The 17,845-nt window shown below is 71.0% G+C and carries 17 protein-coding genes; 6 read left to right on the top strand and 11 right to left on the bottom strand.

Annotation, left to right across the window (positions count from 1 at the left end; all coding sequences use genetic code 11):
• Position 1 precedes the first annotated feature (1 nt).
• From rpe to hemC, 7 genes are read right to left on the bottom strand one after another with little or no spacing between them, the layout of a single operon-like run.
• Complete coding sequence (rpe, locus tag VGO20_RS20980) at positions 2-664, bottom strand: ribulose-phosphate 3-epimerase (RefSeq protein ID WP_327504331.1); 663 nt, start codon at positions 662-664, stop codon at positions 2-4.
• 59 nt (positions 665-723) lie between these two features.
• A complete protein-coding gene (locus VGO20_RS20985; protein ID WP_327504332.1) occupies positions 724-2,016 on the bottom strand; it encodes an RsmB/NOP family class I SAM-dependent RNA methyltransferase in 1,293 nt (430 codons plus the stop codon).
• A gap of 57 nt (positions 2,017-2,073) precedes the next feature.
• Positions 2,074-2,253 (bottom strand): hypothetical protein, encoded by a 180-nt coding sequence (locus VGO20_RS20990; RefSeq protein ID WP_327504333.1) that lies wholly within the window; start codon positions 2,251-2,253, stop codon positions 2,074-2,076.
• 33 nt (positions 2,254-2,286) lie between these two features.
• Positions 2,287-3,645 carry a heme biosynthesis protein HemY gene (locus VGO20_RS20995; protein ID WP_327504334.1) on the bottom strand — a complete coding sequence of 453 codons (1,359 nt, stop codon included), beginning with the start codon at positions 3,643-3,645 and terminating at the stop codon, positions 2,287-2,289.
• A complete protein-coding gene (locus VGO20_RS21000) occupies positions 3,642-5,354 on the bottom strand; it encodes a mitofilin family membrane protein (RefSeq protein WP_327504335.1) in 1,713 nt (570 codons plus the stop codon). Before VGO20_RS21000 ends, VGO20_RS20995 begins: the two co-directional genes overlap by 4 nt.
• 53 nt (positions 5,355-5,407) lie before the next feature.
• Positions 5,408-6,124, bottom strand: a complete 717-nt coding sequence (locus VGO20_RS21005) for a uroporphyrinogen-III synthase (RefSeq protein WP_327504336.1) — start codon at positions 6,122-6,124, stop codon at positions 5,408-5,410.
• A complete protein-coding gene (hemC, locus tag VGO20_RS21010) occupies positions 6,121-7,047 on the bottom strand; it encodes a hydroxymethylbilane synthase (protein WP_327504337.1) in 927 nt (308 codons plus the stop codon). The genes VGO20_RS21005 and hemC overlap by 4 nt, the downstream gene beginning before the upstream one ends.
• Before the next feature lie 161 nt (positions 7,048-7,208).
• Here hemC and VGO20_RS21015 point away from each other — a divergent pair, with 161 nt between their 5' ends.
• The 5 genes from VGO20_RS21015 (at position 7,209) to VGO20_RS21035 (ending at position 10,393) form a co-directional block, all read left to right on the top strand.
• Positions 7,209-7,547 (top strand): hypothetical protein, encoded by a 339-nt coding sequence (locus VGO20_RS21015; protein WP_327504338.1) that lies wholly within the window; start codon positions 7,209-7,211, stop codon positions 7,545-7,547.
• The gene (gene tsaD / locus VGO20_RS21020) at positions 7,544-8,602 is read left to right on the top strand and encodes a tRNA (adenosine(37)-N6)-threonylcarbamoyltransferase complex transferase subunit TsaD (protein WP_327504339.1); all 1,059 of its coding nucleotides are present in this window, start codon (positions 7,544-7,546) and stop codon (positions 8,600-8,602) included. Before VGO20_RS21015 ends, tsaD begins: the two co-directional genes overlap by 4 nt.
• 4 nt (positions 8,603-8,606) lie before the next feature.
• Positions 8,607-9,617, top strand: coding sequence for an NAD(P)H-dependent glycerol-3-phosphate dehydrogenase (locus VGO20_RS21025; protein ID WP_327504340.1), 1,011 nt, complete (start codon positions 8,607-8,609; stop codon positions 9,615-9,617).
• Positions 9,618-9,687: 70 nt separating this feature from the next.
• Complete coding sequence (locus VGO20_RS21030) at positions 9,688-9,972, top strand: YciI family protein (RefSeq protein ID WP_327504341.1); 285 nt, start codon at positions 9,688-9,690, stop codon at positions 9,970-9,972.
• 7 nt (positions 9,973-9,979) lie between these two features.
• Positions 9,980-10,393: an EVE domain-containing protein gene (locus VGO20_RS21035; RefSeq protein WP_327504342.1), complete on the top strand. Its 414-nt coding sequence runs from the start codon at positions 9,980-9,982 to the stop codon at positions 10,391-10,393.
• A 10-nt stretch (positions 10,394-10,403) separates the two neighbouring features.
• On the opposite strand, the gene VGO20_RS21040 is transcribed toward VGO20_RS21035, so the two are convergent.
• The 4 genes from VGO20_RS21040 to VGO20_RS21055 form a co-directional block, all read right to left on the bottom strand.
• Complete coding sequence (locus VGO20_RS21040) at positions 10,404-12,146, bottom strand: winged helix-turn-helix domain-containing protein (RefSeq protein WP_327504343.1); 1,743 nt, start codon at positions 12,144-12,146, stop codon at positions 10,404-10,406.
• Positions 12,143-13,315: an ATP-binding protein gene (locus VGO20_RS21045; RefSeq protein WP_327504344.1), complete on the bottom strand. Its 1,173-nt coding sequence runs from the start codon at positions 13,313-13,315 to the stop codon at positions 12,143-12,145. Before VGO20_RS21045 ends, VGO20_RS21040 begins: the two co-directional genes overlap by 4 nt.
• 112 nt (positions 13,316-13,427) lie before the next feature.
• Positions 13,428-13,679 (bottom strand): hypothetical protein, encoded by a 252-nt coding sequence (locus VGO20_RS21050; RefSeq protein WP_327504345.1) that lies wholly within the window; start codon positions 13,677-13,679, stop codon positions 13,428-13,430.
• A gap of 93 nt (positions 13,680-13,772) precedes the next feature.
• Complete coding sequence (locus VGO20_RS21055; protein WP_327504346.1) at positions 13,773-15,449, bottom strand: methyl-accepting chemotaxis protein; 1,677 nt, start codon at positions 15,447-15,449, stop codon at positions 13,773-13,775.
• Between the two features lie 452 nt (positions 15,450-15,901).
• On the opposite strand from VGO20_RS21055, the gene acs reads away from it, so the two are divergent.
• A complete protein-coding gene (acs, locus tag VGO20_RS21060; RefSeq protein ID WP_327504347.1) occupies positions 15,902-17,845 on the top strand; it encodes an acetate--CoA ligase in 1,944 nt (647 codons plus the stop codon).

Consider the following 17,845-nt stretch of genomic DNA (forward strand, 5'->3'; position numbering starts at 1 on the left):
CTCAGGCGCCCCTGAGCCGGCGGATGTTGTCCGCATAGGCATCGGGCCCGCCGGCGAAAGTCGCGGTCCCGGCGACGAGCACGTCCGCCCCGGCCTCCACCGCCAGGGCCGCGGTCTGGACGTTGATGCCGCCATCGACCTCCAGGTCGATGGGGCGGTCGAGCGCATCGATGCGCCGGCGCAGCTCGCGGATCTTGTCGAGCTGGGACGGGATGAAGCTCTGGCCTCCGAAGCCGGGATTGACGCTCATCACCAGCACCAGGTCGAGTTCGCCCAGCACGTAGTCCAGGATGTCCAGCGGCGTCGCCGGGTTCAACGACACCCCCGCCTTCTTGCCCAGCGACTTGATGAGCTGGATCGTGCGATGCAGGTGCGGGCCCGCCTCGGGATGGACCGTGATGATGTCGGCGCCCGCCTTCGCGAAATCGGCGATGTAGGGATCGACCGGCGAAATCATCAGGTGGACGTCGAAGACCTTGTCCGAATGGGGGCGCAGCGCCTTCACCACACCGGGGCCGATCGTGATGTTGGGAACGAAGTGGCCGTCCATCACGTCGATATGGACGTAGTCGGCGCCGGCGCGGTCGATCGCGCGGACCTCCTCGCCCAGCCGGGCGAAATCGGCCGAAAGGATCGACGGAGCGATTCGGGTGGCTTGCTGCATGGTCCCCGTGTCCTAGCAAGTTGCCGAAGCTGCCGCAAGGGAGGCGAGGGCGCCGGCGCTCAGCTCGTTCGCCGCAGGCGGGCGACGAAGAAGCCGTCGATCCCGCCAAGCTCCGCGAGCTGGCCGGGCAGGGTACGCAACTCGCCGCGCCCGTTCACCAGCTCGGCGAGCCCGCCGACCTCCGACGCCTCGACGGGAACCCGCTCGACCGGTGCGCCGGAGGCGAGCAGGGCGTCGATCTGCCGCTCTCCCTCCTCGGGCTGTAGCGAGCAGGTGCAGTAGACCAGGAAGCCCCCCGGCTTAACCAGCGTCACGGCGTGGGCCAGCATGCGGCCCTGGACCGGCGCCAGCCGCGCCACGTCCTCGGCCGTCTTCAGCCGCTGGATGTCGGGATGGCGCCGGATCGCGCCGGTGGCGCTGCACGGCGCGTCCAACAGGACCGCGTCCGCCGGGGCGGGCGGCTGCCAGCGCGCGGCGTCGCCCACGACCGTCTCGGCCTCGAGGCCGAGGCGGCGGAGATTCTCCGTCAACCGGACGAGCCGCCGCTCGGACCGGTCGAGCGCCGTCACGTGGGCGCCGGCGGCGGCGAGTTGCGCGGTCTTGCCGCCCGGCGCCGCCGCGAGGTCGTAGACCATCCGGCCCGCCAGGTCCGGAAACAGCTTCGCCGGCAGCGCCGCCGCCATGTCCTGGACCCACCAAGCACCCTCGGCGAAACCCGGCAGCTCGCCGATCGGGCCGCCCGCCGTGCGGCGCAGCGTACCGGTCGGCGTCAGGCGCGCCTCCAGCGGGCCCGTCCAGGCGTCGGGATCGCTCTTGGCCGTGAGGTCGAGCGGCGCCTCGGTCAGATTGGCTTCGACGATCGCGCGTGCGCGCGCCGTGCCATAGGCCTGGCGCCAAGCAAGCCACAGCCAGTCCGGCGTGTTGAGCCGGCCGGCGTCCTGCGCGGCGGCGGCGGCCGGCCCGTCGCGCGCGATGCGGCGCAGGACGGCGTTGATCAGGCCCTTGTAGCGGTCGAGCCCGCGTGCCTCGGCCAGCGCCACGCCCGTGTCGACGGCGGCATGGGCGGGCGTGCCCAGGAAGACCAGCTGGGCCGTGCCGAGGCGCAGCACGTCCTGGACCCCGCCCTTCACCGGGTCCGGCCGGTCGAGGCTCTCGCGCAGCAAGCTGTCGATCTGGCCGAGCCGGCGCAGCACGGTCGAGGCGAGTAGTCGGACGAAGGCGCGGTCGCGCGTCTCCAGCGCCGGGATTTCCGGGTGGGCGTCGAAGGCATCGTCGAGGGGTGTGCGCCGGCGCAGCACCGACCCGATGAGGTCCAGTGCCGCGGTCCGGGCGGCGAGCGGCGATTCGGTCATGGCGCGGTGTATCGCGCCCGGCCGCCCGTTGTCGAGGTCCGGAAGCCCGACCGGCGTTCAGGACTGCGCATGAAGGTCCTGGATCAGGTTCCTCATCTCGGCGATCGTGCGCTCGTAGCTGGCCTTTTCGGCTGCCGAAGGCGTCGCCGACTGGTGTTCGCGCAGCTTGGCGACGTAGTCCCCGAGCGCGCCCGCGACATGGGGGCCCAGCGACGGATCGAAGGTCAAGGTCGTCATGGGGCGTCTCCTCGCGGTCTCCGGAATCCCGGTTCAGGCGGCGGACTGGCGTGGTTCGGGTGGCGCCAGGAGATCGGTGCCGGCCGGACCCGCCAAGGCGTCCCCCGTCGGCGTTTCGCGCCATTGGACGCTGTCGAAGCTGCCGCAATTGCCGCACACGCCGCGCCAGGAGCCAAAACCCGCACCGCAGTTGCCGCAGCTCCAGCCCGGGTCCTCCGGCGCCAGTGCCGCCTTGGCGAGCCAGTCCCGCGCGCCGATCGCGTCGCCGTGTTCCTCCTGCGCGAGGTCGGCCAGCAACCGATACGTCCGACGACTCGGCCGCAGGGCCAGCGCCTTGCTGAGGTGCTTCCTCGCCTCGCCCCAGAGCCGTGCCGTCAGCGCCACGCGCGCCAGGGCCAAATGGCTTTCGGGATGGTCCGGGTTGGCCGACATCAGCCGCTCGAACCGCTTCACCTGGGCGAGCGCATCGGCATTCGGTTCGATCTCGCGGAAGGCGTCGGCCAGGTCGGGATGCGGCTCGATCCGCCAGGCCCGCTCGATCGTGCGGACGGCGGGCTTCGGCTTGCCGGCCCGGGCCAGCAGCAGGGCGGAACGGACCGCAGCCGGGGCGAAGCCGGGCATCTGGTCGTGTGCGGAGCCCGCCAGGGTCTGCGCTTCGCCCACGCGCCCGGCGAGTTCGGCCTCGTAGCTGCGCTCCAGCAGCAGGGCCGTCCGGTGGCGGCGCGCGATGTCGGGCGCGACTGCACCCAGCTTCTGCGCCTCCAGCAGGATGCGCTCGGCCTGCTCCCAATGGCCGGAGCGGGCTTCCAGGTCGAACAGCGTCGTCAGCACCCACGGGGTCCGGGGCTGGAGGTCGTGCGCCTGGCGGGCGAGCTTCAGCGCCACGGGGCGGTCGTTCTCTCGCAGAGCCTTGTTGAGCAGGCCGCGCACGCCCAGGAACGCCGTCTCCGGCCGCTCCAGCATCGCCTGGAAATACTTCTCCGCGGCCCGGTCGTCGCCGTTGAGCTGGGCCGCCTGGGCCGAGAGCAGCATCGTCAACGGCGGGTCGCGCAGCAGGTTGTCGGCTTCGGTCGCGAAGCGCCGCGCGGCGGCCGCATCGCCGGCGGCGACCGCGACCATGCCGCGGGTCAGCGCCTGGTAGCCGCGCTCGCGCTTCCTGGCCCGGCGCCGGCGGCCGAACCGGCGGGGGGCCCTGCGGATCGCCTTCCACAACCGGTACAGCAGCGCCGCCACCACCGCGACCACCACGATCGCCAGCAGCAGGATCGCGATCGACGTCTCGACCACGTAGCCCCGCCAGGCCAGCGTGACGGCGCCGGGGTTCTCGGCGAGCCAGACCACGATCGCGACCAGGATCGCGAGCTTCAGGATGAACCAGAGGGCGCGCGTCATTGCCGAACCGTCCCGCCGTCTTGGGCGCTGGATGTGGTGCCGGAAGTGGCGTTCGATGTCTCGATGCCGGCGAGGCGGCCGATGGCGTGACGGGTCAGAGCCGTCGAGACACGCTCGGCGAGCAGGCGGGCGCGGGCCTGGGCGAGCCAGGGCTCCGCCGCCTCCGCCGCCGGACCCTGCAAGGTGGACAGCTGTTCGACGGCGGCATCCAGGTTCCCGTGGTCGAGCAGCGCTTCCGTGCGGGCGACCACCGCCGCGGCACCGTCGCCCGGGACGTCGCCGCCGACCCGGCGCACCGAGACCAGCGAGGTGACGCGGTTCAGGGCGCGATCGTACCACTCGCCGCCGTCCGCGGTCCGCCCGGCCTGGACGATGTCCGGGGCGTACCGCGAGAACCGGTCGTCGAGCTGGGGCCGGGTCGGGATGCCGCCCTCGGCGTAGGGGCCCAGCGCCGCGGCCGCCTCGGCGATCTCGCCGTCCTCGGCGCCGAGCTGGCGCAGCGTCTGCAATTCGGCGGCGAAGTCGTCCGATTCCTGGAGTGCAGCGCGGAGCTGGCCGGCGGCGAGCACCAGCGCCTGAGTCTCCGCATCCGCAGTCTGCCGCTGCTCGACCGATTGGGCGAGCCCGGCGACGCGCTGGGTCGCTCCCGACAGCTCGCTGGCGAGGCGGTTGGCTTCGGTCTCCAGCGATGCGATCGTCTGGGCGTTGCGCTCCAGCGTGCTCCGCAGTTCCTGGAGCTGCTGTTCCAGCTGCGCCGTTCCGACCGGCTGTTCGGGAATCCGCGACGCCAGCGCCCCGAGCTGCTGCTCGATTTCCGCGATGCGCGCCGCGGCCGCCTCGCCGTTCGCGGCAGCCTGCTCTTCCGACTGACGGGCGGCGGCAGCCGCCTGCTCTTCCGACTGACGGGCGGCAGCCGCCGCCTGCTCTCCCGACTGGCGGGCGGCCTCGGTCGCCTGGCGTGCCGTCTCGGCCACCTCGGCGATGCGTGCCTCGAGCGCGCTCACCGTCTCGGCAAGATCGCCGGCACCGGATTGAGCTCCTTCCTGGGGCCGCTCCGCCGCTTCCAGCCGTGCCGCGAGCTCGTCGACCCGGGACTGGAGCGCGGCGACGTTGGCCGGGCTCCGCGGCTCGCCGAATGCCGGCGTCAGCAGCTCGCTCGCCCACCACGGGGCGGTGAGGGCGGTGCCGAGGGCCAGCAGCGACAGCACCGTCGCGGCGACGGCCAGCTTTCGTCCGCCGGCGCGCCGCGAACCCGGTGCGGCACCTTCGGGAGGGCGCGAGGCATCCGCGGCGGGCAGCGAAGCGGCAGGCAGGGTATCGGCTGCCCGTTCGTCGACCGGCCGGGGCTCGTCGTCGGGTCCGGAGGCGCGATCGTCCACGACTTCGCCTTCGAATAGCCGCTCCGGCCCCGGCGTTTCCGCGGATGCTTCCCCGACGGGCTCCTCGCTCGGCGCGGCGGCGGCGAGTTCCTCGGCGTCGAGGGCGATGCCGTGGCGGGTCGCGGCGGCCAGCAGGTCGGCATGGCGCGCGGTCGGGATCGCGCCGCGCTTCTTCCATCCCTGGACCGTGGTCACGGGGATTTCCAGCTTGTGCGCCATGGGGCGAATGCCCCCGAACTTCTCGATGATGCGCTCGGCGGCGCCCGCCGTCGGCGTCCCCTCGGCAGGGTCCGGCGTCGGGTCGTCCGGCTGGTCGGGGCGAGGGCTCATGAACTGCGTTCCCTGTTTCTCGGGCGAGAGCGTCAACCGCTCCACGGAAACTCCTACCGGAGCAGGTCGAGCAGGGTGGCCTGCTCCGGCCGTTCGGCTACGCGGATCGCGTGCCAGGGCATCGTACGCGCCTCCATGGCGACGGCTGTGCTGAGGCACAGGGCGTCGACGGCGACGAGACGTGCATCCAAGCCCGCCTGCCCGGCAAGCCTAACAAAGCTTCTTGCCGTACGAGGAGAGAAAAACAGGACCGCGTCGATTGTTCCCGCGTACAGCTCGCGTACCGTCGATTCCGCGAGAGAGGCGGCGGGACGGGCTGCGTACAGAACCGCGCGCTCGACTACAAAGCCCGCTGCCGCCAGCGCCGCGCCGAGGTCGCCGGCCACCGCAGTACCGGCGGCATGCACCAGCCGCCCCGCGCCCGGAACCAGGGAACGGGCGACCAATGCGGTCAGATCGCCGACGTCGCCGCCGGCGCTGCGGACATCCGCGAAACCGGCCGCCCGGGCAGCCCGCGCGGTCGCGTCGCCGACGGCAAAAGCCGGTAGCGAGCGCTCGGACGTACGCGCGGCAGCGGCTCGTACGCCATTGGCGCTCGTGAACAGCAGGGCCTGTGCGCCCGCCAGATCGAGGGGCGGTCCCGCATGATGCTCGATTTCGAGCATCGGATCGATCAAAGCCGTGGCGCCCCGCGCCTCGACGAGGGCCGCCAGCGCGCGGCCGTCTTCTCCCGGGCGTGTCACCAACAGGCGCCGGTACGGTCCGCTCACGGGGCGAAGAAGCCCGGCGGCAGCCGCGACTTCAGTTCCCGCCCGGCATCGGAGCCGAGCTGCGCGGCGTCGGCGGCGGCGCCGTGGCGGCTGGCGCGCAGGATCTGCCGCCCATCCGGCGAGGCGACGAGCCCGTCCAGGTGCAGCCCGTCCGGCCGAAGCTCGGCCAGCGCCGCGATCGGCGTGCGGCACGACCCGTCGAGCACCGCGAGCAGCGCGCGCTCGGCCGTGATGCGCAGCATCGTGTCGCCGCAGTTCAATGGGGCGAGCAGGGCTCGCGTCTCGGCGTCGTCCGCGCGCACTTCGATGCCGATCGCACCCTGCGCCACCGCGGGGAGCATCACCGAGGGCTCGATCACCGAGGTGGCCCGGTCGGCGATGCCGAGGCGATTGAGCCCCGCCAGTGCCAGCAGCGTCGCGTCCGCCTCGCCCTCGGCCAGCTTGCGCAGCCGCGTGTCGACATTGCCGCGGAAGGGCACGACCTTCAGGTCCGGCCGTCTGGCCAGCACGAGCGCCTGGCGGCGCAGGCTCGCCGTACCGACGACGGCGCCTCGTGGCAACTCGTCGATCGATGGCGCCTTCGGCGAGAAGAACGCGTCGCGCGGATCCTCGCGCGGCAGGACGCAGCAGATGTCGAGGCCGTCCGGCAGCCAGGTCGGCACGTCCTTCATGGAGTGGACGGCGAGGTCGATGCGGCGATCGACGAGCGCCTCTTCGATCTCCTTGGTGAACAGGCCTTTGCCTCCGGCCTCGCTCAGCGTCCGGTCCAAGATCGCGTCACCGGTCGTCCGGATCACGACGATCTCGATCGCGCCCGGCTGCGCGAGGGCCGGATGGGCGGCGGCGAGGCGGTCCCTGGTCTGGTGGGCCTGGGCGAGCGCGAGCGGGCTGCCGCGGGTCCCGATTCTCAAGCGAGTGGTCATGCCGCCCTGTTTATTCCCAACGCACCGGCGAGGAAAGCCCTGTAGCGTCGCGGCGCCAAACGGGTGGCGGGCCGCAGCGCCAAAAGGGTGGCGGGCGGCGGTGTCACGCTCTATCTAAGGGAGAATGGCGGCCTCGCCCCGAGTCCCCCTCCGGATTACCAATGATCACGGAAAAGCGGCAGATCATCTTCTCGAACGATGCGCTGAAGGACGCGGTGCTGCTGTTCCGTACGATGCATCCGGACCTGGTTCCCCACGGCCAGCTTCACCGCGTCTGGGTTTCGGCCGAGCCCGAGGTCGGCGTCTACGCGCAGTTCGAGCAGCTCGGCGCCCGGCGCTACAACGAGCTCAGGCTCGGACGGCGCGAGATCGCGGCCTGTGTCATCCTTTATTGCCGCAAGCACAAGATCCCGCTGCCCCGGACAGCGGACAAGTTCCTGGAGGTCGAGGGCGGATGCGTCTCACTGGTGATCACCAAGCAGTTCAGCCCCGGTCCGTGACCGTGCTGGGCATCGAGACGAGCTGCGACGAGACGGCGGTCGCCGTCGTCACGTCGGGGCGGGAAATCCGTTCGAACCTCGTCCTCTCGCAGCTCGCCGAGCACGGGCCCTATGGCGGCGTCGTTCCCGAGATCGCGGCACGCGCCCATCTCGAGCAGGTGGACGGGTTGATGGCGCGCGCGCTGGCCGAGGCGGGGCTGGACTTCGCCGATCTCGACGGCGTCGCCGCGACCGGCGGCCCGGGGCTGATCGGCGGCGTGATCGTCGGGGTCATGACCGCCAAGGCGGTCGCCGCCGTGCACGGACTGCCCTTCCTCGCCGTCAACCACCTGGAAGGCCATGCGCTGACCGCGCGGCTGACCGACCCGGAACTGGACTTCCCCTATCTGCTGCTGCTGGTGTCCGGCGGGCACAGCCAGTTCCTCCTGGTCGAGGGCGTCGGCCGCTACCGCAGGCTCGGCACCACGATCGACGACGCGGTCGGCGAGGCCTTCGACAAGGCGGCCAAGCTGATGGGCCTGGGATATCCCGGCGGCCCGTTGCTGGAGCGCGCGGCTGAGAACGGAGATTCCGCCCGCTTCGCCCTGCCACGCCCGATGAAGGGCCGGCCCGGCTGCAATCTGTCCTTTTCCGGCCTGAAGACGGCCGTGCGCTTCGCCATCGAAGCCTTGCCGACGCCGCTCTCCGAGGCCGACCGGCGCGATCTTGCCGCCTCGTTCCAGGAGGCCGTGGCCGACGCGCTCGCCGACCGCGCGCGCCGCGCCGTCGCTCTGGCCCGGGCGGCGCATCCTGGGCTCCGCGCCCTGGTGGTGGCCGGCGGGGTAGCCGCCAACCGCGTGATCCGGGCGCGGCTGGCCGATCTCGCCGAAGGGGCCGGGATGCGGTTCGTGGCACCGCCGCTGTCGCTGTGCACCGACAACGGCGCCATGATCGCCTGGGCCGGGGCGGAGCGGCTGGCGATGGGCCTCGCCGACCCGCTCGACTTCGCGCCGAGGCCGCGCTGGCCGCTCGATCCGGCGGCGCCGCGCGTGACCGGCGCCGGCATCAAGGCTTGAGCGCATGACGGTCCGTTCCACCTTCCCGATCATCGGCGTCCTGGGGGCCGGGGCCTGGGGCACCGCGCTTGCCGTCGCCGCGGGCCGGGCCGGGCGGCGCGCGGTGCTGTGGGCGCGCCGCCCCGAGGCGGCCGAGGAGATCGCGCGCGACGGCGCCAACCACCGATACCTGCCGGGCATCCGCCTCGACCCGGTCCCCGCACCAACCGACGACGCATCGGATCTCGGCGCGTGCGATGCCGTGCTGCTGGCGATGCCGGCGCAGCATTTGCGCCCGGCCGTCGCGATGCTGCGCCCGCATCTGCGTCCCGGCGTTCCGGTCGTCGTCTGCGCCAAGGGCATCGAGATCGGCAGCGGCGCGTTGATGTCCGAGGTCGTCGCGGTCGAGCTGCCGTCGGCGCCGCTGGCCGTGCTGTCGGGGCCGACCTTCGCCGCGGAGGTCGCGCGCGGCCTGCCGACCGCGGTCGCGATCGCGTGCCGCGACCGGGCGCTCGGCGAGGCGCTGGCGACGGCGCTCGGAAGCCGCAGCTTCCGTCCCTACTGGAGCGACGACGTGGTCGGGACGGAGATCGGCGGGGCGGTCAAGAACGTGCTCGCGATCGCCTGCGGCATCGTCCAGGGCCGTGCGCTCGGCGACAACGCCCGCGCCGCGCTGATCACCCGCGGCCTCGCCGAGATCGGACGGCTCGGCGCGGCGCTGGGAGCGCGGCGGGAGACGCTGATGGGCCTGTCGGGGCTCGGCGATCTGACCTTGACCTGCACGAGCCTCCAGTCGCGCAACACGTCGCTCGGGGCGGCGCTGGGCGCGGGGCGGCGGCTTGCCGACGTGCTGGCAGGGCGGCATTCCGTCGCCGAGGGCGTGACGACCGCGCGCGCGGTGACGGCGCTCGCCGCGCGCCTCGGCGTCGACATGCCGATCTGCGCCGCGGTCGAGGCGATCCTCGACCGCGGCGCCGACATCGACGAGACCGTGACCGCGCTGACGAGCCGGCCGTTCCGGCCCGAGGGCGAATGAGGGGCATCCACTCCGTTTGCGCGGGGTGCCGCGATGCGCTACGGTCCCGTCGCAACCGAGGGAGCGAGACGTGCTGTACATCATCGATTGCGTCGACAAGCCCGGCAGCGCCGCCGTCCGCAGCGCGAACCGCGCCGAGCATCTGGCCTATCTGGAGGCCCTGGGCGACCGGCTCCACGCCGCCGGGCCCACGCTGTCGGAGGACGGACAGTCCATGACCGGCAGCCTGCTGATCATCGACTTCGCGGACCGTGCGGAGGCCGAGGGCTTCTGCGCCGGCGATCCCTACGCGAAGGCGGGGCTGTTCCAGTCGGTCACGATCCGGCCGTGGCGCCGCGTGCTGCCGCGGGGCTGACGACGCCATGGCCTACTGGCTGTTGAAGTCGGAGCCGTTCAAGTACTCCTGGGACCGCCTCGTGACGGAGGGTCGGACCCATTGGGACGGCGTGCGCAACCATCAGGCATCCAACAACCTGAAAGCCATGAAGACCGGCGATCGCGGCTTCTTCTACCATTCCAACGAAGGGTTGGAAGTGGTCGGCGTGGTCGAGGTGGTCAAGGAATACTACCCCGACCCCTCGGACGGGTCGGGACGCTTCGGCATGGTCGACGTGGTGCCGGTGATGCCGGTGCGAACGCCGGTCACGCTGAAGCAGATCAAGGCCGACCCCGAACTGTCGGCGATGGCGCTGGTGCGCCAGTCGCGGCTGTCGGTCTGCCCCGTCAGCGAGGATCATTGGCGCAAGGTCTGCGCCCTGGCCGGCATCGACGCGTAGGTGACCGGCCTCAGCCCGGCTGCCGGCGCGGCCGCCCACGCCGTTTGCCCCGGGACGGCGCCGGCCTGGCGCCGCTCCGCCGTCCGGCCAGCCGCGCGTGGAGGCGTTCGGCGGTCCGTCGCACCTCGGGGTTGACGTCCAGCAGCGTGCGGTCGCCGCGGACATGGGCGACGAAGGCGGCGTGCAGCGGCGCGTGGCGGTCCGATCGGCCGGTCTGCTCGAACCAGGCGATCAGGCGTTCGCCGTAGCCGCGCGCCTCGAACAGTCCCAGCAGGTACAGCAGGTCGTCCGTTGGGAACGGGCCGGACCCGCCCAGGTCGAGCACATCGCCTAGATGGCGGGCCGCGGCGCCGAAATTGTCCTCGGCGAGTTCACGCGCGGCGTCCGGCACGCGGGGGCTGGACGGGGCGGCGAAGGACGCGGCCGCTTCGGCGAGTCCCGCCCGCCCGCCGTCCTCGGCGGCAGCATCGAGGGCGTCGGCATCGCGGACGTCGGCATAGGGCGTTCCCTGATCGCCGGACGCGGGGTCCCGGGCCGCGTGACCGCGCATCAGCTTCAGGTCCTCGGCGGTGTAGAACTCCTGCAGGAAGGCGGTCAGCCATTGCATCTTCTGGCGGGTGCGCCGCGTGCCATGGCGCATCAGGTACCAGACATTGAAAAATCGTTCGGCGAGCTGGTAGCCGGCCCGGCTGCCCGACGTCTCCACCTCGGCAACCAGCCCGAGATTCTTCAGCCGGCTGAGCTGGGAGGACACGGTCGTGACCTCCACCCCCGTCGCCACCGAAAGGTCGTGCGACGTGATCGGGTCCCAGTTGAGCGCGATCGCGTCGAGGATCGAGCGCTGCAGCTCCGTCCGCAATTCCTCCACGCGCGCCTTGTAGTAGGGGGTTAGCTGGTCCAGCAGCACTTCCAGGTCGTCGAAGGCGGTATCGCTCTCCGTACGCTCGAGAAGCTGGTAGAGCAGGGCGAGGATGCGCGGGTTGCCGTCGGCCAGGGCGTGCAGTACGCGCAGCCGCTGCGGTTCGCGCCGCACGATCTCCATCACGGGCGTGCCGGCTTCGCCGCGCGCTGCCGCCAGGCGCTCCATGCAGAGCAGCGCCTCCCGTTCGTTCAGCGGGTCCAGCATGTCGATCCGGAAGAACTCGTAGAAGGCCGCCTGGGGATCACCGATCTGCCGCGGGAACCGCGACGAAGCGGCATAGACGATCGGGCCGCGGCGCGACTGCAGGATGCGGCGCAGCTTCCAGTGCTGCTCGGCCGGAAGAGCGTCGAGCACGAGGTCCAGGTTATCGACCAGCAGCACCGGCCGCCGTCCGGTCCGCGCCGCCCGGTCGAGAAAGGCGTCGGCTGCCTCGTCCGCGCCGCGCCATGCCGGCCCCCGCAACTCGCGGTCCAGCAGATCGGCCGCCTCGCCGTCGCCGGACCGTTCCAGCCAGTCCGCCAGCGCCTCTGCGCAGTTGCGCCAGAAATGATCGAGGCTGCGCACGTTGTACTGCTCTTCGCGAAAAGTCAGCGGCAGCAGCGTCCGCGCGAGGGTCGGGTCGCGGGCGATGCCGATCGCGACGCGGCGCAGCAGGCTGGTCTTGCCCATCCCGCGCTGGCCGATGGCGACGCGGTGCCCGGCCTCGCCCTCGATCCCCATGTTCCGGAGCTGGCGCAGGAGGAACTCCAGCAGTTCCTGGCGGGCGGTGAAGCCGGCGAGGAAATCCTCCTCGCCCAGGCGCCGGGGGTCGTAGATCGCGATGCCGGTCATCGCACGCCGTCCATGTGGCCGCCGTCGATGTGATAGCGCAACCAGTAACGGCGCAGCAGGCCGGAGCGGAAGCGGAACCGCGGCTCCTCGCCGTCGGGCACCTCGGCCAGGTAGCCGTCATTGGTCAGAATGGTCAGCAGATCCCTCAGCGCCCGCATGTCCAGGCCATGCGGCGGGCCGGCCAGCCGAGCCCGCAGCGTTCCCAGCCGTTCGCCCGCCGGCTCGCGCGCGCAGGCGGCGAGGATGCTGCGCAGGGCGTCGGTCTCCGGCCGTGGAAAGTTCTTCGAGAGGTGTTCCTCCCAGGTCACGAAATAGGGGCGCCGCCCGGCGGCCAGCATGGCCTCGAAAGCGGCGTCCACGTCCGCGGGCGTGGCGAGGGGGCGGCCGCAGGGGCCGGATGGACCGCTCGGCCGGATTTCGCGGGCGACGAGGTCGAGGTAGTAGGGCGACAGCCAGCCGAGTTCGCGCGCGAAATGAGTGAAGGCCGTCCGCTCGAGGGCGAAGGGATGGAGCACGGCCCCGCCGCTCGAAAGGAAGTCCAGGAAGGCGCTTGCCTCGTCGGGTTCGAACGGCTCGAGCGGGTAGAGGGTCAGGTCGACGAGCGCCCCGCCGATCTCGCCGCGCTTGGCAATGGTGTCGAGGCCGATCGAGCCGGTGAACAGCCAGCGGACCCTGGAATAGCGCTGCTGCAACCGCCGCAGGCCGTAGAGGAATGCCCGCGCCCCCTCCGGGTCGTCGCGCAGGCGCGCGGCAAGGAACAGCGCCAGCTCGTCGATCAGGATCAGCGTGTCCCTGCCGCGTTCGTGAAGACCGCGGACCAGTGTTTCGGCGAAGGAGACCCAGTCCATCCGGCCCAGGGCCTCCTGCCATCCGTTGGCGAGATCCTTGGAGAAGAGCTGGTTGAGGAGCTGCCTCGCACGCCCCTCGGTCTTTTCCGCAAGGCCTTCCTGTTCCTCGATCCGGCGGCAGATCTCGAAGAGGAATTCCGTTTCCCGGCTCATTCCCTCGACGTCGCACAGGACCGCCGTCCAGCCTCGGCCGCGAACGTCCTCGGCAACGCGGTTGATCAGCCAGGTCTTGCCGACGCGGCGGGGCGCCAGCATCAGGATGCTGCGGCCGAGGCGGAGATGGTGCAGGAGTTCCGCGCGCTCCCGGGAGCGATCGAACATCGACGTTCCCCAAATACGAATTTATCCAAAGATGAATAAATTCGTATTTGGATAAATGCAAACGGAAAAAAGAAAACCGGGCTCGAAAGCCCGGCAAATCAGCTCCGCCCGATCAGGAGTGGCGGGAAAGATCGGCGGCGGCGGCTCGGAAATCCCGGGTGGCGCGGGTCATGCGCCGGGCGAGGGCCGCCGCGTCCGCGGCGCCGGCGGCATCCCCGGTGCCGCGCAGCACCTGGTCGAGAATCATGACGCAGCTGCCGGTGCCGAGACGGGTCAACCGCCGCACGGGGTCCGAGTCGGCGGGCACGGCGCCGGCAGGCAAGGCGCCGCGCCCGATCACCGTCACTTCCGCATCACTCGACATGGTCTTCCCCTTCCCGGCCGCCAGCGGGCCTTCCGGGAAGGGTAACGGCTGCTCGTTAAGGGGGCGTAAACGAGCCGGAAGATAGTCGACCGGTCATCCTGCCCGGATCTCGGACAGGAAGCGGTCGACCTCGCCCGCCAGGCTGCGCGACTGGCCGGTCAGGCCCTGCGCCGCGTCGAGCACCGTGCCCGCGGCTTTGCCGGTCGTATCGGCAGTCCGCGTCACGTCGGTGATCGTGTCGGAGACCGAACGCGTTCCCGCCGCCGCCATTTCGACCGCGCGCGCGATCTCCTGGGTCGCGGCGCTCTGCTCCTCGACCGCGGCCGCGATCATCGCGGTGATCTCGTTGATCTCGCCGATGGTGCGGCCGATCCCCTGGATGGCGCCGGCTGCATCCTTGGTCACGGTCTGCATCGTGCCGATCTGGCTCGCGATCTCCTCCGTCGCTTTGGCGGTCTGGTTCGCCAAGCTCTTGACCTCGCTGGCCACGACCGCGAAGCCCTTGCCGGCTTCGCCGGCCCGCGCGGCTTCGATGGTCGCGTTCAGCGCCAGCAGATTGGTCTGATTCGCGATGTCGTTGATCAGCCTGACCACTTCGCCGATGCGCTCGGCGCTTTCCATGAGGCTCTGGACCGTGGCGTTGGTGCGTTCCGCGTCGGAGACGGCGCGGCCTGCGATGGAGGCGGACTGCCCGACCTGGCCCGCGATCTCGTTGATGGAGCCGGCGAGCTGGGCGGCCGAGACGGAGACGGACTGCACGTTGTCGAGCGCGGCCTCGGCGCCTGACGCCGCCTCGCCGGAGCGTCGGGCGGCCTGGCCGGCGACGTCCGCCATGGAGGCCGCCGTCTCCGCCATGCGGTCGGACGCGTCGCCGATCTCGCGGACGAGGCGGCTGACGGTGCCCTGGAACCGGTCGGCCAGCGCGAGCAGGGCATCGCGCTTCTCCCGCTCGGCGCGCTGGGTTTGTGCTTCCTGCTCGGAATGCAGCAGTTCGATCTTGCGGGCGTTGTCGCGGAAGACGCGGACCGCCGCCGCCATGGCGCCGATCTCGTCGCGGCGGTCGGCGCCGGGCACCTCGACCGAACTGTCGCCCCGGGCGAGCTGCGCCATCGCCGCCGACATCGCGCGCAGCGGACGGACGGTGAACCGCCCGAGCAGGAGGTTGAGAACGATGAGCTGGCCGACGAGGACGATCATCGACATCGCGGTCTGGTTGACCAGCGCGGTCCGTATGGCCGCGTTCTGGCGATGGAGGCTCCAGGCGATCATGAGCGTGCCGGTGATCTGGGTGCCGCGCAGGTTGGTGACCGGCGTGGCGACGATCAGGTGACTGGCCGTCGTCATCGTCAGGGTGCCCGACCCTTCCAGGACCTGCTTCAGCAACGCCTTCTCCTCGCCGAGCGCGTAAGGCGGCAGGGTCTCGTGCTGGAACTCGATGAGCACGCTGCCGTCGGCATGGGTGGCGTAGACGGCCGCGAGTTCGGTGCCCTCGACCCTGGCGAGGGGAAGGAACTCGCTCTCGATCGCAGCGCCGTCGTGCCCGGAGACGCCGATGCGGATCGCCGTCGCCAGCATTTCCGACTTCGTGCGTGCGCTCGCCGTCGCCTGGTCGATCAGGCTGGCGCGCTGCTCGACGGCCTGGAGGCCCACGATCAGCACGAAGCCGAGTACGATGGCGGCGGTGAATGCAGCCGTCACCTTTCGGCCGACGGTCCAAAAGCCGCGCCTGGCGGCAAGGGCCGTCTCCGGCGCGTTCATGTCAGCGGTCATGTGTCCTCCGGTCCCCCCGCGGCGGCGCACGGCAATCGGGACCGGGACAAAGGGCGGACGGCGCGGGAAGCCGGCGCCCCCCGCGGCATGCTCGTCACCCGGAACTCGGCCCCCGTGGGCTGCCGTGCGTGCGGCCGCCTCTCCAGTAATTATTTCCCTTCCTAAATGTCGGTAGGTTAACATCTAGTTAACATTTGGTTTTTCCGAACCCCGGCCGAGAACTTCCCTGCCTTGCGGCTTGGTCCCTATTGCGGAAGGCGGGCAACGCGTCGCGCCCTCGACGCGGACGGCGCTCCGTAGCCGGCGGACGGCGGAAAAGAAGGGATGCCGACTTGTCGGCGGCGGGGTGGCGCGGATAGATTGATCCTCGACCGGAAGGAGCCGCGTCTCGAACGTTTCGGTTCGGCCGCTGCCCGTAAACGAAAACGAACCATCGGGGGAAACGCGAACCTATGTCCAACGCAGACACCCTCTTCGAGCCTCCCGCCGAGATCGCGAAATCGGCCTGGGTGGACGCGGCGACCCATGCGCGCATGTACGAACAGTCGATCCGGGATCCCGAGGGCTTCTGGGCCGAGCACGGCAAGCGCATCGACTGGATCGAGCCCTACACCCGGGTCCGGGATGCCAGCTTCCGCGGCGACGTCCATATCCGCTGGTTCGACGACGGCAAGCTGAACGTCAGCGCCAACTGCATCGACCGGCACCTCGCCGACAAGGCGGATCGGACGGCGATCGTCTGGGAAGGCGACGACCCCGCCGAATCGCGGCACATCACCTACCGCGAGCTGCACGAGCAGGTCTCGCGCTTCGCCAACGTGCTGAAGGCGCATGGCGTCAAGAAGGGCGACCGGGTCACGATCTACCTGCCGATGATCCCGGAAGCCGCCTACGCGATGCTGGCCTGCGCGCGCATCGGGGCCGTCCATTCCGTCGTCTTCGGCGGTTTCTCGCCCGACTCGCTGCGCGACCGCATCGTCGATGGCGATAGCCATGTCGTGATCACCGCCGACGAGGGGCTGCGCGGCGGGCGCAAGGTACCGCTGAAGAAGAACGCCGACGAGGCGCTGTCGTCGTGCCCCGGCGTGCGCCGCCAGTTCGTCGTCCGGCGCACCGGCGGCGCGGTCGACTGGGTCGAGGGGCGGGACTTCTGGTGGCACGAGGAATGCGCCGGGGTGTCGGCCGAATGCCCGCCCGAGCCCATGGGCGCCGAGGACCCGCTGTTCATCCTCTACACCTCCGGTTCGACCGGCAAGCCGAAGGGCGTCCTGCACACCAGCGGCGGCTATCTCGTCTTCGCGTCGATGACGCACCAGTACGTCTTCGACTACAAGCCGGGCGAGGTGTACTGGTGCACGGCCGACGTCGGCTGGGTCACCGGCCACAGCTACATCGTCTACGGCCCGCTCGCCAACGGCGCCACCACCCTGATGTTCGAGGGCGTGCCCAACTACCCGAGCGCCTCGCGGTTCTGGGAAGTCGTCGACAAGCACAAGGTCAGCATCTTCTATACCGCCCCGACCGCGATCCGCGCGCTGATGCGCGAGGGCGAGGAGCCGGTGAAGCGGACCAGCCGCGCCAGCCTGCGCATCCTCGGCTCGGTCGGGGAGCCGATCAACCCGGAGGCGTGGCTGTGGTTCCACCGCGTCGTCGGCGACGGCCGCTGCCCGATCGTCGACACATGGTGGCAGACCGAGACGGGAGGCCTGATGATCACGCCGCTGCCGGGCGCGATCGCGACGAAGCCCGGATCGGCGACGAAGCCCTTCTTCGGCGTGAAGCCCGTCATCGTCGACAACGACGGCAAGGTGCTGGAAGGGGCCACCGAGGGCAACCTCTGCATCGCCGAGAGCTGGCCCGGCCAGATGCGCACCGTGTACGGCGATCACCAGCGCTTCGTGCAGACCTACTTCTCGGCCTTCGAGGGCATGTACTTCACCGGAGACGGCTGCCGGAGGGACGAGGACGGCTACTATTGGATCACCGGTCGCGTCGATGACGTCATCAACGTCTCCGGCCACCGCATGGGCACGGCCGAGATCGAGAGCGCGCTGGTCGCCCATCCGAAGGTCGCCGAGGCGGCGGTGGTCGGTTACCCGCACGATCTCAAGGGCCAGGGCATCTACGCCTACGTGACGCTGAACGCCGGCGAGACGCCGTCGGAGGACCTGCGAAAGGAACTCGTCGCCTGGGTCCGCAAGGAAATCGGGCCGATCGCGAGCCCCGACCTGATCCAGTGGTCGCCCGGCCTGCCGAAGACGCGCTCGGGCAAGATCATGCGCCGCATCCTGCGCAAGATCGCCGCCAACGAGCACGAAGCTCTCGGCGACACCTCGACGCTGGCCGATCCCGCCGTCGTCGGCGATCTCGTCGAGAACCGCATGAACCGCGGCTGA

This window comes from Arenibaculum sp. (assembly GCF_035998295.1).
Classification (GTDB): domain Bacteria; phylum Pseudomonadota; class Alphaproteobacteria; order Azospirillales; family Azospirillaceae; genus DASYHS01.